This window comes from Hoyosella altamirensis (genome assembly GCF_014191505.1).
Classification (GTDB): Bacteria; Actinomycetota; Actinomycetes; order Mycobacteriales; family Mycobacteriaceae; genus Hoyosella; species Hoyosella altamirensis.
On the sequence record NZ_JACHWS010000001.1, the window covers coordinates 1,183,819 to 1,209,974 of the forward strand.

Consider the following 26,156-nt stretch of genomic DNA (forward strand, 5'->3'; position numbering starts at 1 on the left):
AAGCGCTAACTCTCAACTTCTGGATCCACCACATGGACTGCCGCTTCTTCAGCTGACGCGGCCCCACCGTCGATGCCTACATCTTCCGCTGAAGGAACGCGCTGACCCTCGTTGTCGGGGTCTTGCTCCGGCGCGACCAGGCGACCAGAACGCGGATCTTCGACGCGCCCGTCGGCTGGATCGCCGCCCGTTTCTGGTTCTTCGCGGGCGAGTCGATCATCGAGAGTTTCATTAGGCTCGTCGTCGAGAGCGAGGGGCTTTTCCGGCGGCGAATAACCCTCATCCAGGGCGTCGTCGACTCCACGATCGATAAGCGAGTCCTCGGGCTGCAACTGATCTTCAGGTTCGGAATCAGCTTCGTGGCCGTATGGGTCAGTCATGCTCGTCTCCTTCGGCCGCGAGTAGACGTGTGCGCGTGCCTACCTCAAGTGTTCCCGTTGGGCCGGTGAGTCAAACCCGGATGGGGGGACGAGTCTGTGCGACGCAACTCGCTTGTGTGCACGATTGAGCACCAAATCAATGGCGGCAGTGCACGTTTGTGCACACGACCGACTACTGAGATTGCTGAGCGTTCGACATCATCAGTTCGTAGAGCTTGTAAACAGTGTCGTCGATGCAGAGGCCGGGGCACGCCGCCGGGTCGGAGTCTGTCTGCTCATCGACGCTGTAGCTGATGACGACACTCGGTTCTGCCTCGGGTTCCGCGAGTTCCTGATCGTCGCCCAGCGAGGATTCGGCCCCATCGCCGCCAGCCGCAATGACAATCCTGGTGTCGATGTCATCGAGGTCAGTCGCCACTTCAGCTGCGCCGCCCTCGCCCATGAGCGGCACGGAAAGGTATAGCGTTGCGGGCAAATCAGTCAGCGTAGACGTGACCGTGTCGGCGAGACTATCGGGCGCCTCTTCGTCTGATCCAGTCAGATGCGCGCCGGTCGCGCTGATTGTCATGGACTCGATTCCGTCGGGAAGGTCGAAGACGTGCTCTCCCGGGGCGTCGAACGTGCAGGTAACGGTGGAATCGGTCACTTCACATTCGGGCGATGTCGTATCGGCCGCAGCATAGGCGGGCACACCGAGAAGACTCGCGGCGGCAAGTACTGCTAGGGCGGAAGAACGCTTCGTTTTCATCGGTAGCCAAGTCCCAACGCACCCTGGGGTGCTGTCGACCAACAAGATGATCCGAACGCTAACAACAACGCTATCAGATGAGAACCGCAGTTACGCAACCGCGACGGTTTCGCAAATCACCTGTCATGCAATCAGCTTCAGCATGTTCTCGCGCACGGCGTCAGCGATCCGCTCGGACGCTGCACGCGCACCGGGGTCCACCAACATGCTGAGAAAGCCGTGCGGCATGTTCGGGAACTGCTCCACGGTCACCGACGCGCCTGCAGCCTCCAGCTCCTTCGCGAACAGCTCACCTTGGTCGCGCAGCACATCCATCCCGGCGGTAGCGATGTATGTGGGCGGCATTTGTGAAAGTTCTTCAGCTCCAACGATACTGAAACGTGGATCGGTGCGGCTGTCCTGCACTGGCACATACCAATCGAAGGCCCGGTCGACTGAGGCCCGGCTGAGTGGGGTGTGAAAGAGATCGCTCGACGGGTACCGGTCGAGGCGCGCATCCAGCGCGGGATAAACAAGCGCCGCGAGATCCGGCCGGTAGGTCTTGTCCGAGGAAACCGCGTAGGCGACGGCGGCCGCTAGGTTGCCGCCTGCACTGTCTCCAGCGATCACGATCGGGCCGCGCACACCCCAGGATTCGGCCTGCTTGATCGCGTGCTTGTACCCAGCCAGAGCGTCAAGGAATGCGGCAGGGAAGGGATGTTCCGGTGCGAGCCGGTAGTTGAGGGAGAACACGCGAGTATTGATGCGTGCAGCCAAGAAGGTGGCAACCGGGTCGTAACCGGCGGCGCTGCCCAAATGCCAGCCACCGCCGTGGATGTAGACGAGAAGCCCCCGCGGGGTCGTTGTATGTGGCTCATACAGGCGACCCGTGACCGCCCCGCCGGGCGTAGCGACAGTCGATTCTGTCACTCGCACTGACAACTTTTCTGGGGGGACACTGAGCTGGGCGAGTTTCTCCATTCGCCACCGCGCGCGCTCACTCGGCGGCGTGCGCGCAGCGAGCTGGGGCGCGAGGACCCTCGAGAACGCCTGGAGCCGCGCGCTCATCCGCTGCCCATCAATCGTTGGACGTGGACCTGCTATGGGTGTCCACAACAGGTCAGGGGTCATTCCTATGAACTTTGCTGCCGCGCGCGCTGCGTTTTGCGCAGCAGCGGCGGCAATACGACGTTGCATGGAATCTTTCTATCAGAGACTGGCCCATGGCGATCTCCCACTGGCCGCCTTCGCCGGACTTGCGTGGCCAGCGCTCTGGCTTCGCTAATCCTAACCTGCGAGACTGGATTGGAAGGAGGCCGATCACTGATGCTCGACACCGCCGCGCTTATTGTCCTCGCGCTAGCGACCTTCCTGACCGGGCTGAGCGCGGGTGTCTTCTTCGCCTACTCCTGTTCGGTAATGCTCGCACTCCGGACGGTGCCGGACCGCATCTTCATCGACGTGATGCAGCGAATCAACAACGCGATTGTCAACCCCTGGTTCCTCAGCGTGTACATCGGATCCGCGCCCTTGATTGTCGTGTCTGTTGCTTTGCTCGCATTCTCCGGGACAGCTGGACCGGCGGTGGCTGCTGGGCTGGCCTTACTCCTGTACGCCACCACGATGCTCATTACCGGGCGGGTGAACATTCCCTTAAACGTCGAACTCGAAGCGGCCGACCCGGATGACAACGCTGAACACCTGCGGTCTGCGCGAGCACATTTCGAGCCGCGGTGGATCCGCTTCAACCTCGTGCGCACCGCCACGGCCTGTGCGGCCGCAGCAGCACTGTGCCTTGCTCTCGCCCTGGCCTGACTCCAAATGAGCTGCGTGGCGGAGAGATCGGACATTGCGGACGACCTCTGGTAGCCTCCATAAAAAGTCTGTGACATCGCGCACATTATGGGGACTGCGCTACGTCCCACAAGGGGGTTTACATGGCGTCATTGTCGACGAAGTTGCGTCATATTGGGGAGGTCGCGAAAGCGGCCGTGGTTCTGAAGCAGCGGGGAATCGTTGATCTTTCGAAACTCGGTGTGAGCCTCGAGGCCGCCAAGAATTCGAAGGTTTATGGCCCGCAAGCCACCATGGCAATTCAGGGTGGACGAAAGTATGCGGATTTACCCGCAGTCGCCGATGAGCGTGGCGAGCTGTCCTATGGCGAACTCGACAAGCAGTCGACCGCGCTAGCGCGCGCGATGAAGGAGCTCGGACTGAGCGAAGGCTCGGCGGTAGGCATCCTCGCGCGGGACCATCGCGGTTTGCTCCTCTCGATGTGCGCGGCTGGCAAAGCTGGCATCCGGCTGGTCCTCATGAATACAGGCTTCGCTAAGCCGCAGTTCGCTGAAGTGTGTAAACGCGAACAGGTGAAGGCGATCCTGCACGACAGCGAATTCCTCGGCTTGCTCGACGCTCTGCCTCCCGATATGCCTCGCATCCTCACCTGGGTGGATGACGGAGACGAGGTGCCCGAGGGTGCGGCATCGATCGACGCACTTATCGCGAGCCGCTCAACTGATCCCTTACCTCCGCCGAAGAAGCCAGCAGGTTTCGTGATCCTGACAAGCGGCACGACAGGGCTTCCGAAGGGCGCACCCCGCGACAAGGTGACGCCACTCGCAACTGCTCAAGTGGTCGACCGGATCCCGTTCCCCAGAAAAGGCACTGTCGTCATTGTCTCCCCGATCTTCCACAGCACCGGGTTAGCGACCTGGCTGATCAGTGCGGCGCTCGGAAACAAGACCGTCACGATGCGCCGCTTCAACGCGGAAGCCACACTCAAAGCAGTCGCGGATCACAAGGCAGATATGCTCGTCGCGGTGCCCACAATGCTGCACCGTATGGTCGAACTCGACGAGAAAACACGGGCGAAGTACGACACATCCTCACTGAAAGCAATTGTGCTGGCAGGCTCTGCGCTCACCCCTGAGCTAGCAACGCGGGCGCAGGACACATTCGGGGACGTCCTCTACAACCTTTACGGTTCCACCGAGTGCGCGATCGCCACTGTCGCGAATCCCAGTGAACTGCGCCGTGCACCCGGCACTGTTGGCCGGTCACCAATTACCTGCGAAGTCGTACTGTTCGATGAGAACGATCGGCGCATCACAGGCAGCAACAAGCGCGGGCGGATCTTCATTCGCAGCGGAGCACCGTTCGAAGGCTATACGGACGGGCGGCATAAGCAGATCATCGACGGGTTCATGTCGAGCGGAGACATGGGTCACTTCGATGAGGATGGACTGCTCTTCGTCGATGGGCGTGACGACGATATGGTCGTTTCCGGTGGTGAGAACGTGTTTCCGCAGGAAGTTGAGAACCTGCTTGTCGAACGTGACGACATCTCCGACGCCGCCGTAGTGGGTGTCGACGATGTGGAGTTCGGTAAGCGCCTGCGGGCGTTCGTGGTCCCAGAGGCAAACTCGGCGAAGGACCCAGAGGAGATTAAGCAGTACGTCAAGAGCAACCTGGCGCGCTACAAGGTGCCTCGGGACGTAGTGTTCGTCGACGAGCTTCCCCGCAATGCGACAGGCAAGCTGCTTCGTCGCGTCCTCGTCGAGATGGAAATAGACACGTAACTGCACCCGGTATCGTGGCTGTCAAAGGCGACGGCGGGTGAAGGGGCGAATGTTCAGTGGGTACCGCGGTACGCGACGCAGCGACAGTGATCCTCGTTCGTGATGGCGATCGTCGCACAGATGGGCTGCTCGAGGTATTCCTGCAGCGCAGGACGAAGTCCATGGCATTCGCAGCGGGGATGACGGTGTTTCCTGGCGGGAGCGTCGAAGAAAGCGATTTCGACACGAGCGTGCCATGGTTCGGCGGTGATACGGCGTCATGGAGGCCGGACGACTTCGCCCGATGCCTTGACGTGCCAGTCCCCACTGCGAAGGCGCTAGTCTGTGCGGCGGTCCGCGAGACTTTCGAAGAATGCGGTGCGCTACTGGCTTGCCGCAGCGACGGCACGGAACTGTCGGCTGCTGAGGTAGCTGACGGGGCGGCGCAGCATCGCGGCGAACTTGTCGCGGGGACCATGAGCATCGCCGAGATCCTGCGGAAGTATGGTCTGGCCCTCCGGGCGGACCTGCTGCTCCCAGTGGACAACTGGATTACGCCGGAACCCAGCCCGCGGCGCTACGACACGCGCTTTTTCCTCGCTGTCCTGCCGGAAGGCCAAGACGCTGATGGGGAAACATCGGAGGCCGATGAGTGCAGGTGGATGGCCCCCTCAGCTGCGATAGCCGAGTGGCGCCGCGGCAATAGTGTGCTCATGCCGCCAACATGGTGTCAGCTGACGCGGCTACTCGATATTCAGTCGACGGAGGAGGTTGCTGCGCTACGGGATGACGCGCGTGCGGGAGAGCCACTGCCGGCGATCCAGCCGATCATGGAGCGTCACGACGGCCAGCTGCGAACCATCTTCCCCAATTGCGAGACCTATTATTTGCAGCAGGCAGACCGTCCGAACGCGACCACATAGTCGAGTCACCCCGTCGTGAAGTCTGCGGCTGGAACGGCAATCCATGTTGCCTCAGCAACGGCGAGCACCTCGCCGTTGTAGTCGAATATCGCCGTCCCCGATGTGCGCTTGCGACCTTCAACGCCGAGCGGCCAGCCAATGACACGCAGCGACGCGCTTATGTGCACCGGCTTGTCGATGCGCACCGCGAGCTCGCCGAGCACGACGGCCACTTCGGGATCGTCGGGCCACACAGCGAAACCGCCAGGACAGTCAAGAGCCGCCCAAATGAAAGCGTCCTTAACGAGACCGTGCTCACCCACACTGGGTTCCGGCACCCACGGAGCCGCAACTAGATCCCGGCCTTCGACCGGACCGGGAAAGATCCGCAGCCCGTCGCCGGGCGCGCGTTCCGGTCCACACACGAAACACCGCGGAAAACGGTGGTCGGTGTTGCCACGGAACCTCTGGGTCGCGGCGATCGCCTTAGGCATCGATGGCACGCTGGGGGGCACGACCTGCACGGTTGCCGGGGTGGCAGTGGCGACGACTTGATCGCCGTCGCGCAGGTTTGCGCCCTCAGCGGTAACGTCCACGGTGAGGGGCTTGTTCAGGGGTGGCGGCATTTTCAAGCGAACCCGTGCGGGCCCCTCCACATACGCCGCGAGCAAACCGCTGACGTATCCGCCATTGCCAGAATCGGATGGTCCGCAGAACCGCGGATCAATCCGTATGACGTCCGCTGTCATGGTGATCTCCTGGCCCGAGCCCTTGCGGGGCCCTGTCTCTGCCGCCTAGTCGTCACGCCTAGGCCTCTGTCATGGGATGCCCGCAATTTCTGTTTTAAGTCCACAGACGCGCGTACAAATAAGTGTAATCTGGATCACATAAAGATACTGGCGAGTAACAACCGTCCCTTCTGGAGGACATCCCATGACCGTTGACGAGAAAGTTCATGCGACTGAGGCGGATTCACGCGAACTCGCTGAAGAGGCGCGCGAAGCAGGGTGGGCAAAACCGTCTTTCGCGAAGGAAATCTTCCTTGGCCGGTTCCCGCTTGAGCTGATCCACCCGTTCCCGCGGCAGCCGCATGAGGTCGCAGTGCGCACAGAGGAATTCCTCACCGAGCTCGAGCGTGTGTGTGCGCAAATGGACAGTTCAGTCATCGAGCGCGACAACCGTGTTCCGGACGAGTATGTCGCCGAACTGGCGAAGCTAGGGTGCTTTGGTCTGAAGATCTCGACGCAGTACGGCGGTAAGGGGCTGTCGCAGATCGCGTACAACCGCGCGCTAATGCTCGTCGGGTCTGTGCATCCGAGCCTTGGTGCGCTGCTTTCAGCGCACCAGTCAATCGGTGTTCCAGAGCCGCTGAAACTTGCAGGCACACCCGAGCAGAAGGAACGATTCCTCCCGCGGTGCGCGAAAGGTGCTATCAGTGCTTTCTTGCTGACGGAGCCAGATGTGGGGTCCGACCCGGCACGGATGGCGTCGACCGCTACCCCTATCGAGGACGGCGAAGCCTACGAACTGAATGGCGTGAAGCTCTGGACTACAAACGGGGTAGTCGCGGAACTTTTGGTGGTGATGGCCCGCGTGCCAAAGGGTGACGGTCGGCGTGGCGGCATCTCGGCGTTCGTCGTCGAAGCCGATTCTCCTGGTATCACAGTGGAACGCCGCAACGAGTTCATGGGTTTGCGGGGCCTGGAGAATGGGGTGACCCGCCTGAACAAAGTCCGCGTGCCGAAGGAGAACTTGATCGGGCGAGAGGGCGATGGCCTGAAGATCGCTTTGACCACGCTCAATGCGGGTCGACTTGCTATCCCCGCAATGTGCACGGGAGCTGCGAAATGGTCACTGAAGATCGCTCGGGAGTGGTCGGCGGAGCGCGTCCAGTGGGGCAGGCCCGTCGGTAAGCATGGCGCGGTCGCCTCGAAGATTTCCTTCATTGCCGCGACCGGGTTCGCGCTCGAGTCAGTGGTCGAACTTACTTCGCAGATGGCGGATGAAGGCCGCAACGATATCCGCATCGAAGCCGCGCTCGCCAAACTGTGGTCCAGCGAGATGGCCTGCGTGATCGCCGATGAGCTCATTCAGATTCGCGGTGGGCGCGGTTACGAAACAGCGGCGTCACTGAAAGCGCGCGGTGAGCGGGCAGTGGCTGCTGAACAGCTTTTCCGTGATCTGCGGATCAACCGGATCTTTGAGGGTTCGAGCGAGATCATGCGCCTCATCGTTGCTCGTGAAGCGTCCGACGCTCACCTGACAGCCGCCGGTGACCTCGTCAATCCGAAGGCTGACATGAAAACTAAGGCGAAGTCAGCGATGAGCGCCGGTGGCTTCTATGCTCGGTGGATGCCCCACCTGGTCGCTGGTAAAGGGCAAGTTCCGACGTCGTATGCCGAGTTCGGTGAACTAGCTCAGCACATGCGCTTCGTGGAGCGGCGGTCACGCAAGCTCGCGCGTGCCATGGTGTACGGCATGGCACGCTGGCAAGCGAAACTCGAATACCGGCAGGGCTTCCTTGGCCGGATCGTGGACATCGGTGCGGAACTGTTCGCAATGGCTGCCTCGTGCGTCCGGGCGGAACAGGAGAGGGCTGACGATCCGGAACGCGGCGCCACTGCGCACGAACTTGCCGACGCGTACTGCCAGCAGGCGCGTCTGCGGGTAAACCGCTTGTTCGACGCCCTCTGGGATAACACCGACGACACCGACCACGACATCGCGAATGGGGTGCTCGACGGCCGGTACACCTGGCTCGAAGCAGGCGTCCTCGACGCGAGCGAGGGTACCGGCCCCTGGATCTCTGACTGGAAAGCGGAGGCGAGTACTGAGGAAAACCTGCGGCGGCCCTACCTGCCGTCCACCCGGGAGTAGCGGCACACTGGAAGAGTGAGGGTCGCACTTCTCGGCGACACAATGCTGGGCCGTGGCGTTGCGGACCGTCTGCGGCAAGACGGTCCGTACGCGCTGTTTTCGCCTGCGCTCCGGGAAGTGGTGGCCGACGCTGACTGCGTCATCGCCAACCTCGAATGCTGCATTTCTGATCGGGGTGAAAAGTGGGATCCGGCGTTCAAGCCCTTCCACTTCCGTGCGCCACCCTCCGCGGTCGAGGTGCTGAACTGGCTGAACGTTGACTGCGTAAATCTCGCGAACAACCATGTCCTCGACTACGGGTACGGAGCATTTCACGACACGCTGCGTTACCTCCGCGAAGCGGGAATCGGAGCGGTCGGTGCAGGTGGCTCTGTTGCGGAAGCACGGCGTGGGGCTGTGCTTGTCAAGCACGGATTCCGCCTTGCGGTTCTGGGTTTCGCTGATCATCCTCCGGATTTCGCTGCGACGAATGTCCGCGCTGGCACCGCGTACGCGGATGTGCGCAACGGAACTCCGGGGTGGCTCACCAGCAGCGTTCACGACCTTGCGCGCGTGGCGGACGCGGTACTGGTCACTCCGCACTGGGGTCCGAACATGACCACCGAACCACTGCCGGAATTCAAGCGGTGTGCGCGTTCGCTCGTCGAATCCGGAGCCACCCTGATTGCGGGTCATTCGGCGCATGTTTTCCACGGCTGCGCACCCCATGTCTTCTACGATCTCGGGGACGTCATCGACGACTACATGCGGTATCGCGATGTGCGGAACGAACTCGGCATCATCGGTTTCGCGGAGATTGGCAGACCACGTTTCGAGGTACTGCCGATCCATCTGTCGTTCGCCTACACCGAGATTGCAACTGGACGCGATCGCGAGTGGATCGCAGCACGACTTTCCGCCGCCTGCGCCGAACTCGGTACAGAGGTGCGGCAGACTGAGGGCGCCGACGGGATGCTGATTGTGCGCTGGTGAGTCGGTGGTTAGCCGCGTTCGGTGGCGTCGACGAATGTTTCTTCGGCATTGCTGGCTCGGTAGGCATCTACGCCGAGCACCGCCATGGCAGGGGCTGTCTGTGTGTGCATCGCCGCGAGCGCGGTGATCTTCTGATCGAGACGTTCCCCGTCCAGGGTGAGATGAAGAGCAAGTTTCTCAACGGGCACTCCCACTGGGCGATCTGCCGTCATGAATACGCCCCACCGCTCGTACGCATCACCCCACTCTGCAAGGTGAGTGTCGGTGAGGCACGCGTGGAGGAGACGGCCCGGGCGCCCGGCTCTGTTCCACGCCTTGCCAACCCACTGAGAGATGGTTCGATGATCAGGATGGAAGGTGCCGCCGTCTGGGCCGAACGTCAGGATCGTGTCGGGCCGGACTTCGTCGAGTATTTCCGCGATTCGTGCGACAGGCTCTTCGGAGTCGATTCCAGCAAGTCCACCGTCGGGATAGTCAAGCCAGCGATGGTCCTTAACGCCGAGCACGGCCATTGCTGCGGACGCTTCCCATCGGCGAACACGTCCAAGTCGGTCTGGTGGCCACCCCACCGGATCCTCCGTGCCCAGTTCGCCGCACGTCGCGGATACGCAGGTAACTCGCTGTCCGTTCGCCGCAGCTGCAGCCATGATGCCGCCGCACACATATGTCTCGTCGTCCGGATGAGCCCAGAGGGAAGCAATTGTTCCGAGTTCGGCTATCGCCGGATAGGTCATCACCAGTTGCCCTTCAGCGTATGCAGTCTCTACGGCAGTTTCCGGGACGCGCTTGGCGACCGCTTCGTGCCTCCGACGGTTCAGCTTATCCCGGACGGTTTACGCGACGGAGCCGTCCGTCGCCCGTCCGAAGAGAGCGGCAGTGTCGCGGAGGTAGTGGACGAGCGCTGTGGGGGCCTTGACGCGGAACTCCGCACCCGCGGCGGCGAGAATGAGCGCTGGCCATCCGAGGTCGTCGACGGTCATCGTCATCACGCACGTAGTTTCGCCTGAGGGCGTGATTGTTGCCCAATGACCTGCGATACGCCGGATCTGCTCTGCTGGTGCCTGAATCTCCACGTCAATGCGGTGCTGCTGTGACAGCGTGGAAAGCCCGCGCTGAACAAACTCCGCGGCGTCGGCGGCGGGGAGTTCACGCGACCGGAAGCGCACGCCAGTCGGCGCGGGGCCAGTAACGCGGTCTACGCGGAAGCTGCGCCAGTCACATCGGTCCAAGTCCCATGCCACGAGGTACCAGCGCTGGCCCAGTGACACCAGGCGGTGCGGTTCGACGCGACGCTCAGCTGATTCACCGCCAGTCTTGGTGTGTGTGAAGGTGAGTCGCTCGCTGTCACGGCAGCACTGCGCGATGATCGTCAGGGTCACCGCATCGACAGCGGCGACGTGTCTCGCTGCGACCGGAACCGTGTAATCCTGCAGAGCAGCCACGCGTTTGCGGAGCCGGGGCGGCATGACCTGGATGATTTTCGTAAGGGCGCGGATTGTCACCTGATCGCCCGTCTCTCCGATGCTTCCGGCAGCAGCACTTCGAAGCCCTACTGCGATGGCGACCGCCTCATCGTCGTCGAGAAGCAGTGGCGGAAGCGCGGACCCTGACCGCAATTGGTAGCCTCCCGCCACACCGCGGGTGGCGTCGACCGGGTAGCCGAGTTCGCGCAGACGGTCAATGTCACGGCGCAGCGTCCGCGGACTCACCTCTAGTCGCCCTGACAGCTCTTCTCCAGGCCAGAAGCGGTGATTTTGCAGCAGGGACAGTAGCCGCAGCATTCGTCCACTCGTATTCGCCATGCCAGTATCGTGCCACTGAATCCGGACAGAATACGTCCTAATTCAGCGTGGATGGCCTGCGAGGACGAGAGCGGGCGTACCGGCGGCGGTGCACTGGTCAAGCGTAGCGAGAGGGAAACTCCCGATCATTGTCACGGCCGCCTTCCGGATCCGGCGGCGTCGTGGTGTCCTGGGACGTGATCGTGTCCTCGAGGCGGACCGCTGGGGGCAGGTGGCGGAACCGGTCGGAATCTTGGCGTTCAGGCATGCGAACCCTTCCCGAGGTTGGTGACTCGATAGTACCCGTCGGTCGTGTGCACAAACTCACAGATCGCCCTGCGCACTGGTGCGAGAATGTGCACACGATGAGTTCTGATCACAGGGCGGGTCAGTATGGGGAAGCCACATTGACGAAGGATGATGACATGAGTGCTCCGCCCGCTCCAGCCCGTCCAGAATCGCACCTCGATCCTCGATACAGTGAGCCTGCCGCAACGCCAGCTGACTGGGACGACGTGCAGACCGCCCTCGAACGCGCTGAGCTGTACTGGTTGTCGACTGTGCGCACCTCGGGTCAGCCGCACGTCACCCCGCTTATCGGCGTCTGGTCGAGCGGGGCGTTCTGGTTCTGCACAGGCGCTCGCGAGCAGAAGGCGCACAACTTGGCGGCGAACCCGCGCGCGACTGCGGTGACGGGCACGAACTCGCTCCGGAACGGCATCGATATAGCAGTTGAAGGCAGCGCTCAGTCAGTCCACGAGGAGCTGCAGCTGCGCACCGTTGCTGCAGCGTACGTAGCTAAGTATGGCGAAGACTGGGCGTTCGAGGTCCGCGACGGACACTTTGACCACCCAGACGGGGGGCGAGCTGTCGTGTACCGATTGACGCCGACGACGGCTTACGCCTACACAAAAGGCACCTACAGCCAAACGCGATTTACGTTCGAGGGCTAGTTCACGCGTGACCGCGCCATCACCGCACTCAGTGCGATCAGGGCCAGTACCGACCCGCTCGTCATGGTGATTGCCATCGCGCGTGCGTCGTTCCCGAGGACGCCGACGACCGGTGCCACGAGGGCGCCAAGACCGAACTGGGCCGCGCCGAGCAACGCGGCCGCAGTACCCGCGGCTTCACCATGCCGGGAGAGCGCGAGTGCTGGAGCGTTCGGAAGGACGAATCCCACGGCCGCGAGCACGAACAGCAAGGGGACGATGAAGCCGAGCAGCCCGCCGGTTTGCGTGACTGCGAGCGCAAGCATCACAGCGCCGGAAAACGAGGCGCCAGTAAGCCCGGCGAGTACGATTTGCCGCGGCGAGAACCGGCTCAGCAAAGGCACATTCATCTGTGAGGCCCCGATGAGTGCAACTGCACCGACAGCGAAGACGAGCGCGAACTGCTGTTCGTTGAGTCCGTAGCCCTCCTGGAGCACGAACGATGCGCCGGCGATATACGAGAACAATGCCGACATTCCGGCGGCGGCGACGAATGCGAGGACGAGGAATTGTTTGTCGCGCAGAATTGTCTTGTAGGTCTGCAAGACGGGAACAATGCGTGCCGGCCGACGCCGCTCGGGCGGAAGTGTTTCTTTGAGCGCAACTATGGCCAGGATGAGAAGCAGGAAGCCGAGACCTGCGAGTGCGGCGAAGACCCAGCGCCAAGACCCCGCGACGAGCACGGCACTGCCAAGCGCGGGCGCGAAGATCGGTGCGGCACCCATCACTAGCATCAGCCTCGAGAGCACGGTGGCTGCTGCGGTCCCGGTGAATAGGTCACGCACGATTGCCAGTGCGACGACCATCGTCGCGGCTGCACCGAAGCCCTGCACGGTGCGCAGGGCACCCAGCACCGCGATGTTCGGCGCGATGATGCACAGCAACGAGGCCGCGACATGAACGATGGTGCCTGCGATCAGGGGCGCACGCCGTCCGAGCGCATCCGACAGCGGACCGATGACGAGTTGCCCGGCGCCGAGCCCGATCAGCGTTCCCGTCAGGGTCAGCTGCACCATTGCCGACGAGGTGAGCAGATCTGCGGTGATCGCCGGAAAGGCGGGCAGATACATGTCGATTGTCAGCGGTCCAAGCGCAACCAGTGCGCCAAGGACAAGGATCAGACGAAGCCGGTCGCGGCGCGCGGGCTCGCCGGCCTCGACGTGAGCGGAATCGCTCAGGACAGCAGAGGTAGTCATGGCGCCTTCTCAAGAAGAATTAATAGCGGAGATACGTGAGGCCATTGGCCACCTAATACACGACATTGTTATCCAGGCAATTATTCCTATGTGAGTGATGGTGTGACGGCGGACACCTTTCTGGCGCCGGATGTGCCCGATTTGACGGTCATACTGGGCAATGTCGGCGTGAGGGCGCTACCCTTGCCGTCGAACCGATTGAAGGATCTTGACTGTGAGTTCTGACAGTGCGAAAGCGTCAAAGAGGACCAGGGGCAGCGCCGTAGCGCCCCCGGCCCGGAAGAAGCGTTCCGGGTGGCGGCACGTCCGGCGTGGATTCGTCCTCATTGTCCTGCTTTTGGTTCTTGTGCCGGCGGGTATGTTCGCCTACGGGTACTACAAGGCGGAGGTGCCACACCCTGTTGACCTGCGAAACAACCAGATCGCGACAATCTACGCGGCGGATGAGAGCAGTGTCCTAGCACGCGTAGCGCCGCCTGAAGGCAATCGGACGAACGTCACGCTCGATCAGGTTCCAGATCATGTGCGCGATGCGGTGCTCGCTGCTGAGGATCGCAGTTTTTACCAGAACCCGGGATTCTCAGTCCGTGGGTTCATGCGCGCCGCCCGAGATAATATTCGCGGCGATGAGGACGCTGGCGGTGGGTCCACGATCACCCAGCAGTTTGTGAAAAGCACCGTTGTGGGGCCTGAGCGCAGTATTGAACGCAAATGGCGTGAACTCGTACTGTCGGCCCGAATGGCACGCGAATGGAGCAAAGACGACGTCCTGACCGCGTATCTGAATACCATTTACTTCGGTCGCGGCGCCTACGGAATAGCGACGGCGGCACAAGTGTATTTCGGAAAGCCGCTTGCCGATCTGTCCGTCGCTGAAGCTGCCGTACTGGCAGCAGTGATCAACCGTCCGTCGAGCCTGGATTTCCAGACCTCCACCGATCCGCTCCAGGCCCGCTGGCGCTACGTGCTCGACGGCATGGTGGAGATGAACGTGCTGACTCCGAGCGAGCGGAGTTCGATCGAGTTCCCCGAAGTCATCCCGATCGAGCAAGTGCCCGACCCTAATGAGGCCCGCGGCCCTGAGGGCCTGATCCGCGCCCAAGTGCTCCGCGAACTCGAACGCATTGGCGTGCGTCAGGAAGATCTCGACACGCGTGGTGTGCAGATCATCACGACGATTGATCCGAAGACCCAGGAAGCGGCCGTGAATGCTGCGCGTGGTGTGCTCGACGGTGAGCCCGCGGACCTTCGTACCGCTGTCGTATCGATCGATCCCCGGAGCGGTGCGGTCAAGGGCTATTACGGCGGTGAGCAAGGCCAGGGGTACGACTACGCACAGGCTCCGCTGCAAACGGGTTCGTCTTTCAAGGTTTTCGCTTTGGTGGCCGCGTTGACGCAAGGAATACCGCTCTCCGCGACATATGACAGTTCACCGGTGACGATAGGGAACCTGCAGATCTCGAACGTCGGTGGCGAGTCTTGCGGCCGGTGCAACATCGCTGAAGCTCTCAAACGATCGCTGAACACCAGCTACTACCGGCTGACGTTGTCGATGTCGAATGGGGCGCAGAAGGTCGCTGACGCTGCGCACGCCGCGGGCATTCCCGAGGAGATTCCGAACCTCCCGGGCAAGAGCCTGAGCCAGGATGGAGGGCCGCCTGAAACGGGCATCGTCCTTGGCCAGTATCAGGTACGCCCGATCGATATGGCGTCGTCCTATGCGACGCTAGGGGCGTCGGGCGTGTTCCACGAGCCTCATTTCGTGCAAAAAGTCATCGCGGCGGACGGCGAGGTCCTCTACGAACGGCAGCCATCCGAGGGCGAACAACGGATAGAAAAGCCGGTCGCGGACAACGCGACGCAGGCCATGATGCCGATTGCGGCGTATTCACGCGGGAACTCGCTTGCTGGCGGCCGTCCTTCGGCTGCCAAGACCGGGACCACTCAGCTCGGAAACACTGGCATGAACAAGGACGCTTGGATGGTCGGTTATACGCCGTCTCTGTCAACGGCTGTGTGGGTGGGGACGGAGCAAGCGCAGGCTCTGACAGACCGCTGGGGTGCGAGCGTCTACGGTTCGACGCTTCCGTCAAGGATCTGGAAGCAAACAATGGACTCCGCGCTGGATGGCACTCCCGTTGAGTCGTTCCCGTGGCCCGCCCCGATTGGCGGCCAGGCGGGTGTCCCTGTGTACACGCCGCCAGCTGCGCCGCAAGCGGTCACGCGGTCGCCTGGGCCCGCGCCTGCGCCGCCGCCACAAGTTGAGCTGCCACCCCTGCCGCAGATACCGCAGTTGCGTGAGGTGGAGATCTTCCCCGGGATCCGGATCCCGCTGCCGGGGTAGGCGTGACACGTCACCGATTTGGGCAACTCACCCACGCGCGGCGTGCACCTCGTCGACACTTGGAGCATGGCGAAGCGCGAAGACCAGGATGAGCTGCCACCTCCGCTTGGGTTTGATCCCGAGTCAGTCGAGGACATTGCCGAGGCCCCGGAAGACGTCAGTCTTCCGAGCCGAAATCCGATCCTCGCGCTGCAGCACATGGAAGGCGCGCTGACTCGCGCTGATCTGGAACACCCCGACGTGCTCACCCGCAGTGAATTCCGCAGGCTGCGCTACCTGATCAGTTTCGCTCGACTCACCGTATTCGAACCCGGTGCGGCGGGCCCCTATGGCAGGCGCGGCCGCGGCGACATTGACGTCACTGACGAAGTGGCGAACTTCCGTTCCCTCGTTATCGACAGACTGCATGACCCGCTTCGCGCGGAGCTCAATACCGAGAAGCGGCTCACCGCAGCGAAGGCGCTTCTCCCGGAGCTTGGCGAGGAACTGCAGAGCTATCGGGCAGCCGTCGCTGAGCGTCATGCCAACGATTTCTCACTCGCCGAACTCGATCGCGAAGTCGGGTACAAGGCCCTCGTATGCATTCTCGGTGGGGGAGGTGGCGCGGGATACGTGTACCTCGGCGGTATGCAACGCCTCATCGCTGGTGGCATCACCCCGTCATATTTGCTGACAACGTCGTTCGGCGCGATCGTCGGAAGCGTGATGTCACGGAGTTTGCCTGTTCCCATGAGTGAATACGTGGACTGGGCGAAGACGGTGACGTATCGCGGCATCCTGGGCCCCTCACGCGTGCGCCGCCGGCACGGGCTGACGGGACTGTTCTCGCTGAACTTCGATGCCTTCGCCGACGATCTGTTCCGCCGGGAAGACGGCGAGCCGATGCAGCTGCGGGATCTGTCGATTCCGTTTGAGACTGTCGTCGCGGGTGTGCGCCGACAATCGTTTGACCGACTGCCCGCGCGCTTTCGGCGCACCGAGTTGGAGGCATTGCGGACCCGCACGCTGCCCCGCACGCGTATCGGAGTCCGGAACTCTGTGGCGGCCCGGATGTGGCAGGCCGCGGCTTTTATCGACACCCGTGTCGTGAAGCCCATCGTGCTCGGTGGGGACGACCTGACCGCCGAACTCAACGTCGTCGACGCCGCGAGTTTTTCGTCCGCGATACCAGGGGTGCTCCACCATGAGACGCGAGATCCCCGGATGGTGCCGATTCTTGACGAGGTGCTGCAGCAGAAAGATGTGGGCGCACTGATCGACGGGTTCGCGGCGAGCAATGTGCCTGTGGAACTTGCGTGGAAACGGATTCAGGACGGTCGCCTGGGGACGCGGAATGCTTGTTACTACGCATGGGATTGTTTTCACCCGCAGTGGAATCCGAGACACCTGTGGCTGCAGCCCATCACCCAGGCTGTTCAGGTACAAATGGTTCGCAACGCCCCCTATGCGGACAGGATTATCCGTTTCCGTCCCACTCTTTCTGCGCTGACGCTCGCTGCTCCCACGGAGGCGATGGACCGCGCAATTCAGTGGGGCACCGCCTCGGTGGAGCAGTCGCTGCCAGTGATTCAGCACATGCTCGACCCAGTGTGGTGGGACGGTAAACAACCCCCGGTACCTGAGGGAACGGTAGAAGTCACCGAACCGGGGCGGCCGAAAGCGAAACCGATGAGCGTGATCCTTGACGCCGCACGCGCGGCGGCAGCCGCCCTCGGTGACAAGGCCCGGCGGAACCGCACTGATCTCCTCGCCAAGAGGCCGAAGAGCGCACCGGCACCGTTACCCTAGCCACATGGCCAGCATTGTCACTCTGACACTGAATCCGGCACTTGACGTCGACACGACAACGAAGGAAGTGCGCCCGACCAGCAAGCTGCGCTGCGGGCCCGCAAGGTATGACGCCGGCGGGGGCGGAATCAACGTCGCCCGTGTCGCACACACTCTCGGTGAAACGGCGTGCGCTGTTTACCCAGCTGGCGGACCCGTAGGCAACGCGCTTCAAGAGATCCTCGCCGGGGCGGGCATTGGAACGAGGTGCATCAACATTGAGGGCGCGACGAGGGAAGGCATCACGGTCAACGAGACATCAACCGGCAAGCAGTACCGTTTCGTCCTGCCAGGCCCCGAGCTGGCGACCACGGAACAGGAAGAGTGTCTGGCCGCTGTCGCCGAGGAATGCGTGAGGGCCGAGTTCGTAGTCGCGAGTGGCAGTCTGCCGCCAGGTGTGGAGACGGGGTTCTACTCGCGGGTGGTAGCAGTTGCGCGCGATGCGGGCGCCCGCGTCATCCTCGACACGTCTGGTGATGCCCTGCGTGACGCCTCGGGGGTCTTTCTGGTGAAGCCCAACCTTGGTGAACTGGCGCGACTCACGGGCCGTTCCCTGGAAGACGAGAAGGGCCGCGCCGCCGCCGCCCGTAGCCTGATTGAGAGCGGACGAGCCGAGAATGTCGTGATTTCGCTCGGCGCCGAGGGTGCGATGCTTGTCACCGCTGACGACGTGGCGGTGCTGCCACCGATTGATGTCCCGATCCGGAGCGCGGTTGGTGCCGGAGACACGATGGTCGCGGGTATCACTGTGGGGCTGTCGCGCGGATGGGAGATGGTGCGTGCCGTTCAGCTCGGAGTTGCCGCGGCGTCGGCCACTTTGATCACCGAAGGCACCGGCCTCTGCCGTCGCGCAGATGTTGATCGGCTGTTCGGCGAATACGCCGGTTGACGCATTATTCATGCGTGATGCGCACCGAACGGGTGCGCGTATTCAGCTGAACTTCGAGGCGGTCGTCGCCTGCTTCGGCTTCGAACTCAACCGCCTGGCGGGTTTCTCGGTTGGTGAGTTCGATATCCACTGTGCGGTCACGTCCGCGATCTTCACCGCGCACTTCCCAGTCATCACGGACATCGAGGTTCTGCACGCGCACAGCGTCGTCCTCGACCTCGACCGTGATGGTGCCTGCTCCTCCGAGGCGGAACATGAACTCGCCGTTCTGGGCGGGGATGTCGATTGAGACGTCGGTGTCGAATCGTCTGTTGTTTACCGTCACATCGATATCTATCGATCCATCATCACTGACGAGCTCGAGTTCAAGTTCGTCGCGGTCCTCTTCCAGATTCTCCTGCCGCCAGCCGGGTTCGAGCTGGATATCACTGAGCGTCACGGCAGCGTCGGAACCATTCTGGACGGTGACGGTAACCATCCCAGCCGGTCCCGCATCGATGGGATAGTCACCCTCGAAGATGACTTCATCGAGCGCCGGCTCGCCTGGTTCGCTCTCGCCGAATTCTGCGGGGGTGGGAAGCGGGATCTCGGTGGTGCGGGCCGGGGGAGTTGTCACCGGCGAAGGGCCAGGATCGTGCGGAGCCCCGCAGGCCACTAGCGCACCGGCACACGTCAGGGCGAGGGCGAACTGGCGTTTCGGTGTGCGCGGCATGGTCTCCCTTAGTCAGTGCATTGTCGGTGCTCGTCCATTTTGACCCGCGAATCGGTGGGAGACGAGCAGACACGTGCGGGTGTGTTGTCAGGGCAAACCCCGATCCGAAATGGGTTGTGCGCACGGATGGCACGACGGCGCGCAAGCTCGACGATTGTACTTATGATTTTTCGTCGCACCCGTCGCTTGCTGGCCGCCCTGCTCACCGGCTTGTTGCTGGTGGGGATTGGGGGTGCCGTAGCACTGATGGTCGCCTGGAATGGAGCCAGGCATGACACCACAGATGTCATCGAGTTCGAGAACGCGCTGGACATCCCTCCGCTCGCCGATTCGCGGACTGAAGCCGACGGGACCCGGGTCTTCGACCTGACGATGCAGCGCGGCACCACCGATCTCGGTCACGGATCAGCCACCGAGACTTGGGGTGTCAACGGCAGCTATCTCGGGCCCACGGTCCGTGCTGCCCGAGGTGAGCGCGTACGGCTTAACGTCTCGAATGAACTCGGCGAGATCAGTACCCTGCATTGGCACGGCATGCACCTGCCTGCGGCGATGGATGGCGGCCCACACCAGATGATCGAGCCGGGCGAGACCTGGTCACCGCAGTGGACGATCGACCAGCCGGCTGCTTCACTGTGGTACCACCCGCACCTCCACGGTGCGACAGCTGAACATGTGTACCGCGGAATCGCCGGTATGTTCCTGATCGATGATGCTGAAACGCCGGAGCTGCCCTCGACCTACGGAGTCGACGACGTGCCCCTCATCGTCCAGGACAAGCGTTTCCGGGACGGGCAGCTCGACCTGCGGCCAGGCATGTTCACTGAGGCCGGAATCATCGGTTCCGACATCCTCGTCAATGGCACGCGAGCTCCGTTCTTCGATGTCACGACTGAGCACGTTCGGCTGCGTCTGCTCAACGCGTCGAATGCGCGGACCTACAACTTCACATTCACCGAAGGTGTCACGTTCGCCTTGATCGCTACTGACGGCGGTCTGCTCGCAGGGCCGGTGCGTCTGAGCCATCTCATGCTCTCGCCGGGCGAACGTGCAGAAATCGTCGTGTCAGTACCTGCGGGTTCATCGACCGTCCTGCGCAGCGTCACCCAGCCGCTTGGGCTGGACATGTGGACGAACCGATTCTCGGGTGGTGACGATTCGCTCGACATTCTGGAACTCCGCGCGGGCCATTCGCTCACACCGAACTCGGCGGTTCCAGACGAGTTGGTGGCCCCGCGTGACTTGGGGGAACCGGCCGTGACGCGGACGTTCACCATTTCCGGTTCGAGCGAGTTCAACGATCAGACCATGGACATGGGGCGTATCGACGAGGTCGTCGAAGTCAATACGACGGAGATGTGGGAGGTGCGCAACGGAACTGGCGCACCGCACAACTTCCACGTTCATGATGTCCAGTTCCAGGTTCTCGACTCGCGAGATCCCGCGCTGGCGGGCCCCAAGGACACCGTGTACATCCCGCCCGGGGAAACCGTCCGGCTACTGATGCGATTTGAGCACTACACGGATCCTGAGGTGCCCTACATGTATCACTGCCACATACTCGCGCATGAGGATCGTGGGCTGATGGGGCAGTTCGTGGTTATCGACGCCAGTGAGCATCAGGATCGGGTACCGCAGCGGTTGCCTCAGGCTGGGCACCATCACTAGCCGTGGACGGTTCGGCTGAACGTTCGGCATACACCCGTGCGTAGCGGGTACCGGCGACAAGGAGCAGCACACCCACCGCGAGGAATGTGAGTACACGATAGAAACCGTCGAGTGCCGCGAGATCGAAGAAGAGGAGCTTCAGCACTGCCATCGCAGCGAGAATGAGCCCAGCCCCGACCATTGCGGTGCGTGCCCGCTGCCGCAGGCCGAAAAGCAAGAGCGCGATCGCGGTCAGCATCCACAAGACGGTCGCAGCGGCGTGGCCACCCCGGAACCCGGCTTCAGAGCCCGCGGCAAGGACACCGGTGAGGACGGCTCCAGCACTCACTGCGTAGAGTCCGACGACCCCAGCGAACGCCCAGATTGTTTCCGACTGGTCCCGGTCCCCAGGGGTCGCGGCAGCCGCGACACCCGCGACGAGGGCCAGCAGCACGCTCGCCGCGATGGCAGCGAGACTTGCCGACTCGATCGCCCTCTCCGAGTCGAACAGCACCTCGGGCTCCGCGCTGGCGAGATACAGGAGCGCGCCGACGACCGCGTACCCGTAGCCCGACAACCGCATTACTGCGGCGCCGGTTCGGTGCGCGGCGACCAGTGCGGTCAGCGCAATGGCGAGTACAACGACGGGGCGCAGGCTTTCCGTCGACGCGGCGAGCGCAGCGCACAGCACCGCGAGCGCCGACACCGCGGCTAGCACGGTGCGTGACGCGACGGGGAAGGCGCGCAAGGCCCATGACGCACCTCCGGCAGCGACAGCCAGTCCCGCCATCAGGATCACATACGTTCCCCGTGTCGTTAGTGCGCCCGTAAAGAGCAGAGGCACCACCGACGTTGCGAGCAGGGCCGGCGCCACAGTGTCGGTGGGGTAGCGCCGTACGACCAGCAATGTTCCGCCGGCAGCAACTGTCGCGAAGACAACTGCGAGGATAACGAGATTCGTTGCATCAGAAGGGGTGCCAAGAGTGATGGCAAGGAGTAACGCGCCCGCGACCGGAATTGTCCGCGCCGCGTTTAATCCTGGCCAGTTTCGCTGATACTGCGCGGGGAAACTCGCGGCGAGCAAGACAATCAGGAATGCCAGCAGCAGAGGGCTCAGCCCGTCGGTGATGACGGGCGCGAGCACGACGGTCCCAATCACAACGATGAGGGCCAGTAGTTGCGAATCCCAGCGCAACGCGAGGCTCAGGCCAGCAGCTGCGACAAGCAGCGCCGTGATCAGCCCGGCTATGGGCGGCACCCATTCATAGAAGGACGTTATGGCGAGGACATCAAGATACAGCCCGGCCACACCAGTGGCCGCGAGGGCCACGGCGCCAACGCGGCCGCCAGGGCGTTCCGCGACGCGCCAGGCCACCGCGATCAGGGCGAGTGAGAAGACTGCACCGGCAATCACCCTCGCGAGTGGCCCGAAGTAGCCGGCTTGGGCCGCCAGTACGAGAAGCAGCACCACACCGACGAGTGTGAGCGCGGCCCCGGAAACCGCGAGCACCCGGCTCACGACTCCCTCGCGGTCCCACCATCGCTGTCGATCCGGGGCGGGGCCCACTGCTCGCTGCGGTTGTTGCGAATATCGCGAATGCGGCGAGTATGGCACTGCCGCAGGGGCGGGCGGCTGAACCGGCGCTGGGGGCTGAACCGGGGCGGGCCGCGAAGTCTCGTGGACGTCGCGCTGGTCGATCCGGTGCTGCAATTCGCCGAGTTCAGCCCGCGCGTAGTGCAGCTGTGAGCTGACCTCGTTGAGGCGAGCGGCAAGTCGCGCAGCGAGCTCGCGATCGTTGGTGTGCGGATTCACTCAAGCATTCTGCACCGCGCACGGCTCAAATGCAGCGCTTCGCCTGGCGGGCCGGGCCTAGGGAAGCAGGGCAGTGAGGAGATCGGGGTCCAGACCGCCGAACGTGTTGAGCAGGAATTCGATCGCTGCGGGACCGCCGAGGCCGCCAGCGATGCCGAGGAAAATGCCGCCGAGCCCGAGCGCAGTGCCGCCGAGGCTTCCGCCGAGGACATTAAGCAGGATGTCTTGAACCATCGAATTCCCCCTAGGGTCATGTACTGCACACGCGATGTCTGCGGTGCTCAGTTATTCAAACACGGCACCAGCTTGGGAATTCATAAAATCGCTGGCTAGGCTGACACTCACGGTGGCAGACTCACTGCATACCTTACGGTGAGGGAGGTCACTAATGAGCGAGCATCATCAGGTTCCTGACGAGCAGAAGCGGCAGTTCAAGGAAGCGCTTGCACACAAGAACGCGCACGATCACGACCCGCATAACAATCATGCTCATGGGCAGGGCAAAGCCCACGATGCTCACGGTGCCGCGGGGAACAGGAAGATGTTCCGCCGCAAGAGCGGCTAACCGGTCGTTCGCAGGGATTCGAGAAGCCGCGTCAGGCCAGAGATTGTATCGCTGAGGTCGCGCACCCGATTGTCGGAGTGCGCGAGCCACAGCGCGGCTTCGTTCATCGCGCCAGATAGCAGGTGGGCGATTGGAGCTACGGGTTGCGAGACGATGACGCCGGTATCCATCAGTTCGGCGAGCGCGGTTTCGAGCTGCCGCATCGATGTGGCGGCGTCGTGTCCTCGCCACGCGTGCCATCCAATCACTGACGGTGCATCGATCAGCATGATCTGCGCCAGACCGGGTTCGGTGCTCGCGGTCAGGAACGCCTGACAGCCGGCGATGAGCTGGGTCCAGGCGTCAGCGTGTGGGGCAGCGGATTCAATTTGTGCTGCGACCTCCAGGTGGCATTCATGCATGACCGCCTCAAAGAGGGCATCCTTTCCTGAAAAGTGGTGGTAGAGACCACCTTTCGTGACACCCGCAGCGGTTGCAATCTCATTGAGGCTGACGTGCGCGTAGCCCCGCTCAGCGAAAAGTCTCCGTGCGTGGCCGAGCAATGCGCGGGCTGTCGTGTCACGTTGTTGCGCCTTGGTGCGTTGGGGCATAACTCTACTTTACCCATTGACCTACCGATGGTCGGTATCTTACCCTTAATAGATACCGACCGTCGGTAGGTGAATGGGGCTATCATGAAACTTTCAAGCTTTTATCCAGTAATCTGCACCAAGAAGCTCGATGAGTCGCGCGCCTTCTATGTGCAACACTTTGGTTTCGAGGTTGCCTTTGAGGCTGAGTGGTACGTCAGTCTGCGCAGGGAAGGGGCACACGGACAGAAGTACGAACTCGCCCTGCTCGATGCCACCCACCCCACACTCCCTGACAGGTTCCGGAACCCTGTGCAGGGCCTGCTGCTGAACTTTGAGGTCGACGATGTGGATGCCGAGTATCAGCGACTGAGCGGCGCGGGTATCGATGTCGAGTTGACTTTGCGCAGTGAAGATTTCGGTCAGCGCCACTTCATCGTCAGCGATCCTTCTGGTGTGCTCATTGATGTCATTACGGAGATTCCGCCATCGGAAGAGTTCGCTGCCATGTTCGCAGCGCAGGACGGCCAGTAGCCCGCTTGTGGCGCAGCGCCTTGTCGGGCTAGGCCGCGCGCTCCGCGCTTACGGCCCGACTACGAACGCATCTGTGGCTGACCGTGACCCCTCGCGTGCGTGGTACACGATGCGGTATGTGCCCGCGCACGTGTCCGCAGGCACCGTCCATTCAGCGCGGGCGATGATTCGTCGGCGTCGTCGTGTGAACGCCACGCGTGTTTCCCAGTCGCCATCATCAGCGATGCGTACCCATCTGCCGTCGCGGTGGTGTTCGACGTCAACGTAATTCGGGCACATTGCATTCGCGGGATGAGCGGCGCTGAACTCAGCGACCACTGTGGCGCCCGGAGGATACGACAGTGAGGGCGCGGTGAGAACCTGGCCATATGTTCCGTTTTCGCGCGGCCGCACGGTGCGTGCCCGCAGTACCTTCCGCGATGCACCACCGCGCTGCCCCTTTGGGAGTGCGGCGCGGCTGGTGAGGTCCCGAGCAAGCCGCACGAATTCCTGCTGGTACGCGCACAGGGTGTAGCGGCCGAAAAGCGTCGATCCGCCCTCATACTGCTGGGAGTCGTACTCTTCTGGAGTGGTGACATATTGGGAGTACGCATTGGAGTAGCCAACGAGCAGGACGTCATCGACGTTCACGCGGAGTTCCGCCGCGACGGAAGTGCGAATGCGAAGTCCCGCGACGATCGTGAACTCCGCCGGTCCCGCGACGAGATACAGCGCACCGATCCGCATGATCTGCAGCGGCAGGATGTTCGGTGTCCAGCCAAGCCGGCCTGACGGCAGCACCACGATACGGCGATCGTGGGAAGCGAAGGGCTTCCTGAGCCCCTCGGGGATACCGATTCCAGGTCCATCTTCTACGCTCCCAGCCAGCGTGGGCAGTCCGATCGCACTGCTACTCGTACGGTGCGGCTTGCCGTCCGGGGTGTAGGCCGGGTCAATCGCGACGTCAGACATGTCGACGTACTGCAGTCGCGAATCCACCCCGCCCACCAGGGGCCGGGCACTACTGAACGCACTCAAAGCAGCACGGAACTGCCGATCCCCGATCATCTGGGTGTTCGTGAATTCATCTCGGGTGGGTCCAGTACCTGGCTTCAGATGAAGATTCGGCGACATATCTCCAGCATTGGTCTGCGGGAACGCGGCGACGAAGGGACTCGCATCGTCGCTATACCGGACTCCCGCATGATCGTGCTCCCAGCGGTACGCCGCGTACCCCTTGTTGTCGCCACTGATCAACCGATTCGTGTTCGTCATCGAGGTTCCATGCGTGGCGAAGAAGCTGATCGCGCCCACATCCGTGCTGCCCTGGCGGAACCGCAGAACCGTCATAGCGGGATCAATCGCGCGCGGAAACTCGCGCTGATCCTCGAGGGGGTTGAGGTCAAAGGCGGGACGTGATCGATTCACACTCGCATCCCACAACTCGGTTTGACCGAACGCGAGGGAACCCGGGGCCATGGCGTCGTGAGCTTTGCCGATTGCCGCCACGATACCGGTGACCACGGCACGAAAAGTCTTCTCGTGGAAGCCCAGGGGCGCAAGGTTATACAGCAGATGGTGCGAGAACCCGCCGGGACCGGCGTGCGTGTGTGTCGCGGTGAGCAGTACATTCTGTTCCCCATACAGGCTGCCGAAGCTTCCACTGAGTTCGGCGAGCACGGCCTGGCGAACGGCGTCGAAGATCATGCCGAGATCCGCGGAAACAAACACGACCCTTTTGGTGCCGTCGTCGACAATGAATGCGCGTGCCCGCAATCGCAGATGGATGCCCCCCGTGCGCTGCTGAGGCATCGAGTACCCCATCATCCCGTTGCCGAACGCCACACCGGTGACGTCGGCGATCCCGCAGCCGACCCTCATCCCTGTCACTCG

General features: G+C 62.6%; 25 protein-coding genes. 12 read left to right on the plus strand and 13 right to left on the minus strand.

Features of this window, described 5'->3' with window-relative positions; genetic code table 11:
* Window positions 1-5: 5 nt before the first annotated feature.
* The 3 genes from FHU29_RS05720 to FHU29_RS05730 form a co-directional block, all read right to left on the minus strand.
* Window positions 6-380 carry a DUF5709 domain-containing protein gene (locus FHU29_RS05720; RefSeq protein ID WP_064440872.1) on the minus strand — a complete coding sequence of 125 codons (375 nt, stop codon included), beginning with the start codon at window positions 378-380 and terminating at the stop codon, window positions 6-8.
* A gap of 172 nt (window positions 381-552) precedes the next feature.
* The gene (locus FHU29_RS05725; protein WP_064440871.1) at window positions 553-1,128 is read right to left on the minus strand and encodes a hypothetical protein; all 576 of its coding nucleotides are present in this window, start codon (window positions 1,126-1,128) and stop codon (window positions 553-555) included.
* Between the two features lie 123 nt (window positions 1,129-1,251).
* Entirely contained in the window at window positions 1,252-2,304 is a 1,053-nt protein-coding gene (locus FHU29_RS05730; protein ID WP_064440870.1) for an alpha/beta hydrolase, read from the minus strand.
* A 129-nt stretch (window positions 2,305-2,433) separates the two neighbouring features.
* Here FHU29_RS05730 and FHU29_RS05735 point away from each other — a divergent pair, with 129 nt between their 5' ends.
* From FHU29_RS05735 to FHU29_RS05745, 3 genes are all read left to right on the plus strand, one after another.
* Window positions 2,434-2,922 (plus strand): anthrone oxygenase family protein, encoded by a 489-nt coding sequence (locus FHU29_RS05735; RefSeq protein ID WP_064440869.1) that lies wholly within the window; start codon window positions 2,434-2,436, stop codon window positions 2,920-2,922.
* A gap of 122 nt (window positions 2,923-3,044) precedes the next feature.
* Window positions 3,045-4,685 (plus strand): acyl-CoA synthetase, encoded by a 1,641-nt coding sequence (locus tag FHU29_RS05740; RefSeq protein WP_064440868.1) that lies wholly within the window; start codon window positions 3,045-3,047, stop codon window positions 4,683-4,685.
* A 56-nt stretch (window positions 4,686-4,741) separates the two neighbouring features.
* Window positions 4,742-5,587 (plus strand): NUDIX hydrolase, encoded by an 846-nt coding sequence (locus tag FHU29_RS05745; protein WP_064440867.1) that lies wholly within the window; start codon window positions 4,742-4,744, stop codon window positions 5,585-5,587.
* 5 nt (window positions 5,588-5,592) lie between these two features.
* On the opposite strand, the gene FHU29_RS05750 is transcribed toward FHU29_RS05745, so the two are convergent.
* Complete coding sequence (locus FHU29_RS05750; RefSeq protein ID WP_064440866.1) at window positions 5,593-6,315, minus strand: hotdog family protein; 723 nt, start codon at window positions 6,313-6,315, stop codon at window positions 5,593-5,595.
* Between the two features lie 184 nt (window positions 6,316-6,499).
* On the opposite strand from FHU29_RS05750, the gene FHU29_RS05755 reads away from it, so the two are divergent.
* Window positions 6,500-8,443, plus strand: a complete 1,944-nt coding sequence (locus tag FHU29_RS05755; RefSeq protein WP_064440865.1) for an acyl-CoA dehydrogenase family protein — start codon at window positions 6,500-6,502, stop codon at window positions 8,441-8,443.
* A 15-nt stretch (window positions 8,444-8,458) separates the two neighbouring features.
* Window positions 8,459-9,415 (plus strand): CapA family protein, encoded by a 957-nt coding sequence (locus tag FHU29_RS05760; RefSeq protein ID WP_074390881.1) that lies wholly within the window; start codon window positions 8,459-8,461, stop codon window positions 9,413-9,415.
* An 8-nt stretch (window positions 9,416-9,423) separates the two neighbouring features.
* Here FHU29_RS05760 and FHU29_RS05765 read toward each other — a convergent pair whose 3' ends face one another.
* The 3 genes from FHU29_RS05765 to FHU29_RS05775 all read right to left on the minus strand — a co-directional run bounded on the left by FHU29_RS05765 (window position 9,424) and on the right by FHU29_RS05775 (window position 11,464).
* Window positions 9,424-10,149 carry a PIG-L deacetylase family protein gene (locus FHU29_RS05765; RefSeq protein WP_064440864.1) on the minus strand — a complete coding sequence of 242 codons (726 nt, stop codon included), beginning with the start codon at window positions 10,147-10,149 and terminating at the stop codon, window positions 9,424-9,426.
* 99 nt (window positions 10,150-10,248) lie between these two features.
* Window positions 10,249-11,217 (minus strand): helix-turn-helix transcriptional regulator, encoded by a 969-nt coding sequence (locus FHU29_RS05770; RefSeq protein WP_183377477.1) that lies wholly within the window; start codon window positions 11,215-11,217, stop codon window positions 10,249-10,251.
* Window positions 11,218-11,314: 97 nt separating this feature from the next.
* Window positions 11,315-11,464 (minus strand): hypothetical protein, encoded by a 150-nt coding sequence (locus tag FHU29_RS05775; protein WP_183377478.1) that lies wholly within the window; start codon window positions 11,462-11,464, stop codon window positions 11,315-11,317.
* 157 nt (window positions 11,465-11,621) lie between these two features.
* Here FHU29_RS05775 and FHU29_RS05780 point away from each other — a divergent pair, with 157 nt between their 5' ends.
* A complete protein-coding gene (locus FHU29_RS05780) occupies window positions 11,622-12,149 on the plus strand; it encodes a pyridoxamine 5'-phosphate oxidase family protein (RefSeq protein ID WP_064440974.1) in 528 nt (175 codons plus the stop codon).
* Here FHU29_RS05780 and FHU29_RS05785 read toward each other — a convergent pair.
* On the minus strand, window positions 12,146-13,384 hold the full coding sequence (locus FHU29_RS05785) for a multidrug effflux MFS transporter (protein ID WP_064440862.1): 1,239 nt from the start codon (window positions 13,382-13,384) through the stop codon (window positions 12,146-12,148). The genes FHU29_RS05780 and FHU29_RS05785 overlap by 4 nt on opposite strands.
* A gap of 208 nt (window positions 13,385-13,592) precedes the next feature.
* Between FHU29_RS05785 and FHU29_RS05790 the strand changes: the two genes are divergently transcribed.
* The 3 genes from FHU29_RS05790 to FHU29_RS05800 all read left to right on the plus strand — a co-directional run bounded on the left by FHU29_RS05790 (window position 13,593) and on the right by FHU29_RS05800 (window position 18,444).
* Window positions 13,593-15,728, plus strand: a complete 2,136-nt coding sequence (locus tag FHU29_RS05790; protein ID WP_423785862.1) for a transglycosylase domain-containing protein — start codon at window positions 13,593-13,595, stop codon at window positions 15,726-15,728.
* 66 nt (window positions 15,729-15,794) lie between these two features.
* On the plus strand, window positions 15,795-17,516 hold the full coding sequence (locus FHU29_RS05795; RefSeq protein WP_064440860.1) for a patatin-like phospholipase family protein: 1,722 nt from the start codon (window positions 15,795-15,797) through the stop codon (window positions 17,514-17,516).
* Window positions 17,517-17,520: 4 nt separating this feature from the next.
* Entirely contained in the window at window positions 17,521-18,444 is a 924-nt protein-coding gene (locus tag FHU29_RS05800; protein ID WP_064440859.1) for a 1-phosphofructokinase family hexose kinase, read from the plus strand.
* A 4-nt stretch (window positions 18,445-18,448) separates the two neighbouring features.
* Here the strand turns inward: FHU29_RS05800 and FHU29_RS05805 are convergent, their stop codons facing one another.
* Complete coding sequence (locus FHU29_RS05805; protein ID WP_064440858.1) at window positions 18,449-19,156, minus strand: hypothetical protein; 708 nt, start codon at window positions 19,154-19,156, stop codon at window positions 18,449-18,451.
* Window positions 19,157-19,318: 162 nt separating this feature from the next.
* Between FHU29_RS05805 and FHU29_RS05810 the strand changes: the two genes are divergently transcribed.
* Window positions 19,319-20,824 carry a multicopper oxidase family protein gene (locus FHU29_RS05810; RefSeq protein WP_064440857.1) on the plus strand — a complete coding sequence of 502 codons (1,506 nt, stop codon included), beginning with the start codon at window positions 19,319-19,321 and terminating at the stop codon, window positions 20,822-20,824.
* Here FHU29_RS05810 and FHU29_RS05815 read toward each other — a convergent pair.
* Together FHU29_RS05815 and FHU29_RS05820 are read right to left on the minus strand one after the other, a co-directional pair.
* A complete protein-coding gene (locus FHU29_RS05815; RefSeq protein WP_064440856.1) occupies window positions 20,757-22,616 on the minus strand; it encodes a DUF2339 domain-containing protein in 1,860 nt (619 codons plus the stop codon). The two genes, FHU29_RS05810 and FHU29_RS05815, sit on opposite strands and share 68 nt — an antisense overlap.
* A 57-nt stretch (window positions 22,617-22,673) precedes the next feature.
* Window positions 22,674-22,850 (minus strand): hypothetical protein, encoded by a 177-nt coding sequence (locus tag FHU29_RS05820; RefSeq protein WP_157095178.1) that lies wholly within the window; start codon window positions 22,848-22,850, stop codon window positions 22,674-22,676.
* Between the two features lie 154 nt (window positions 22,851-23,004).
* On the opposite strand from FHU29_RS05820, the gene FHU29_RS05825 reads away from it, so the two are divergent.
* Window positions 23,005-23,181, plus strand: coding sequence for a DUF5302 domain-containing protein (locus FHU29_RS05825; protein WP_183377479.1), 177 nt, complete (start codon window positions 23,005-23,007; stop codon window positions 23,179-23,181).
* Here the strand turns inward: FHU29_RS05825 and FHU29_RS05830 are convergent.
* Entirely contained in the window at window positions 23,178-23,771 is a 594-nt protein-coding gene (locus FHU29_RS05830; protein WP_064440855.1) for a TetR/AcrR family transcriptional regulator, read from the minus strand. The genes FHU29_RS05825 and FHU29_RS05830 overlap by 4 nt on opposite strands.
* 84 nt (window positions 23,772-23,855) lie before the next feature.
* On the opposite strand from FHU29_RS05830, the gene FHU29_RS05835 reads away from it, so the two are divergent.
* Window positions 23,856-24,284 (plus strand): VOC family protein, encoded by a 429-nt coding sequence (locus FHU29_RS05835; RefSeq protein ID WP_064440854.1) that lies wholly within the window; start codon window positions 23,856-23,858, stop codon window positions 24,282-24,284.
* Window positions 24,285-24,332: 48 nt separating this feature from the next.
* On the opposite strand, the gene FHU29_RS05840 is transcribed toward FHU29_RS05835, so the two are convergent.
* The gene (locus FHU29_RS05840; protein ID WP_221194843.1) at window positions 24,333-26,144 is read right to left on the minus strand and encodes a neutral/alkaline non-lysosomal ceramidase N-terminal domain-containing protein; all 1,812 of its coding nucleotides are present in this window, start codon (window positions 26,142-26,144) and stop codon (window positions 24,333-24,335) included.
* Window positions 26,145-26,156: the final 12 nt, after the last annotated feature.

What these genes read in the sequence shown, in the direction of transcription:
- FHU29_RS05740 (WP_064440868.1), top strand. Translation starts at nt 3,045, where the DNA reads ATGGCGTCATTGTCGACGAAGTTGCGTCATATTGGGGAGGTCGCGAAA.
- FHU29_RS05830 (WP_064440855.1), bottom strand. Translation starts at nt 23,771, where the DNA reads ATGCCCCAACGCACCAAGGCGCAACAACGTGACACGACAGCCCGCGCA.
- FHU29_RS05720 (WP_064440872.1), bottom strand. Translation starts at nt 380, where the DNA reads ATGACTGACCCATACGGCCACGAAGCTGATTCCGAACCTGAAGATCAG.
- FHU29_RS05805 (WP_064440858.1), bottom strand. Translation starts at nt 19,156, where the DNA reads ATGCCGCGCACACCGAAACGCCAGTTCGCCCTCGCCCTGACGTGTGCC.
- FHU29_RS05810 (WP_064440857.1), top strand. Translation starts at nt 19,319, where the DNA reads ATGATTTTTCGTCGCACCCGTCGCTTGCTGGCCGCCCTGCTCACCGGC.
- FHU29_RS05825 (WP_183377479.1), top strand. Translation starts at nt 23,005, where the DNA reads ATGAGCGAGCATCATCAGGTTCCTGACGAGCAGAAGCGGCAGTTCAAG.
- FHU29_RS05785 (WP_064440862.1), bottom strand. Translation starts at nt 13,384, where the DNA reads ATGACTACCTCTGCTGTCCTGAGCGATTCCGCTCACGTCGAGGCCGGC.
- FHU29_RS05730 (WP_064440870.1), bottom strand. Translation starts at nt 2,304, where the DNA reads ATGCAACGTCGTATTGCCGCCGCTGCTGCGCAAAACGCAGCGCGCGCG.
- FHU29_RS05755 (WP_064440865.1), top strand. Translation starts at nt 6,500, where the DNA reads ATGACCGTTGACGAGAAAGTTCATGCGACTGAGGCGGATTCACGCGAA.
- FHU29_RS05750 (WP_064440866.1), bottom strand. Translation starts at nt 6,315, where the DNA reads ATGACAGCGGACGTCATACGGATTGATCCGCGGTTCTGCGGACCATCC.
- FHU29_RS05835 (WP_064440854.1), top strand. Translation starts at nt 23,856, where the DNA reads ATGAAACTTTCAAGCTTTTATCCAGTAATCTGCACCAAGAAGCTCGAT.
- FHU29_RS05725 (WP_064440871.1), bottom strand. Translation starts at nt 1,128, where the DNA reads ATGAAAACGAAGCGTTCTTCCGCCCTAGCAGTACTTGCCGCCGCGAGT.
- FHU29_RS05820 (WP_157095178.1), bottom strand. Translation starts at nt 22,850, where the DNA reads ATGGTTCAAGACATCCTGCTTAATGTCCTCGGCGGAAGCCTCGGCGGC.
- FHU29_RS05795 (WP_064440860.1), top strand. Translation starts at nt 15,795, where the DNA reads ATGGCGAAGCGCGAAGACCAGGATGAGCTGCCACCTCCGCTTGGGTTT.
- FHU29_RS05800 (WP_064440859.1), top strand. Translation starts at nt 17,521, where the DNA reads ATGGCCAGCATTGTCACTCTGACACTGAATCCGGCACTTGACGTCGAC.
- FHU29_RS05775 (WP_183377478.1), bottom strand. Translation starts at nt 11,464, where the DNA reads ATGCCTGAACGCCAAGATTCCGACCGGTTCCGCCACCTGCCCCCAGCG.
- FHU29_RS05765 (WP_064440864.1), bottom strand. Translation starts at nt 10,149, where the DNA reads ATGACCTATCCGGCGATAGCCGAACTCGGAACAATTGCTTCCCTCTGG.
- FHU29_RS05770 (WP_183377477.1), bottom strand. Translation starts at nt 11,217, where the DNA reads ATGGCGAATACGAGTGGACGAATGCTGCGGCTACTGTCCCTGCTGCAA.
- FHU29_RS05840 (WP_221194843.1), bottom strand. Translation starts at nt 26,144, where the DNA reads ATGAGGGTCGGCTGCGGGATCGCCGACGTCACCGGTGTGGCGTTCGGC.
- FHU29_RS05780 (WP_064440974.1), top strand. Translation starts at nt 11,622, where the DNA reads ATGAGTGCTCCGCCCGCTCCAGCCCGTCCAGAATCGCACCTCGATCCT.
- FHU29_RS05735 (WP_064440869.1), top strand. Translation starts at nt 2,434, where the DNA reads ATGCTCGACACCGCCGCGCTTATTGTCCTCGCGCTAGCGACCTTCCTG.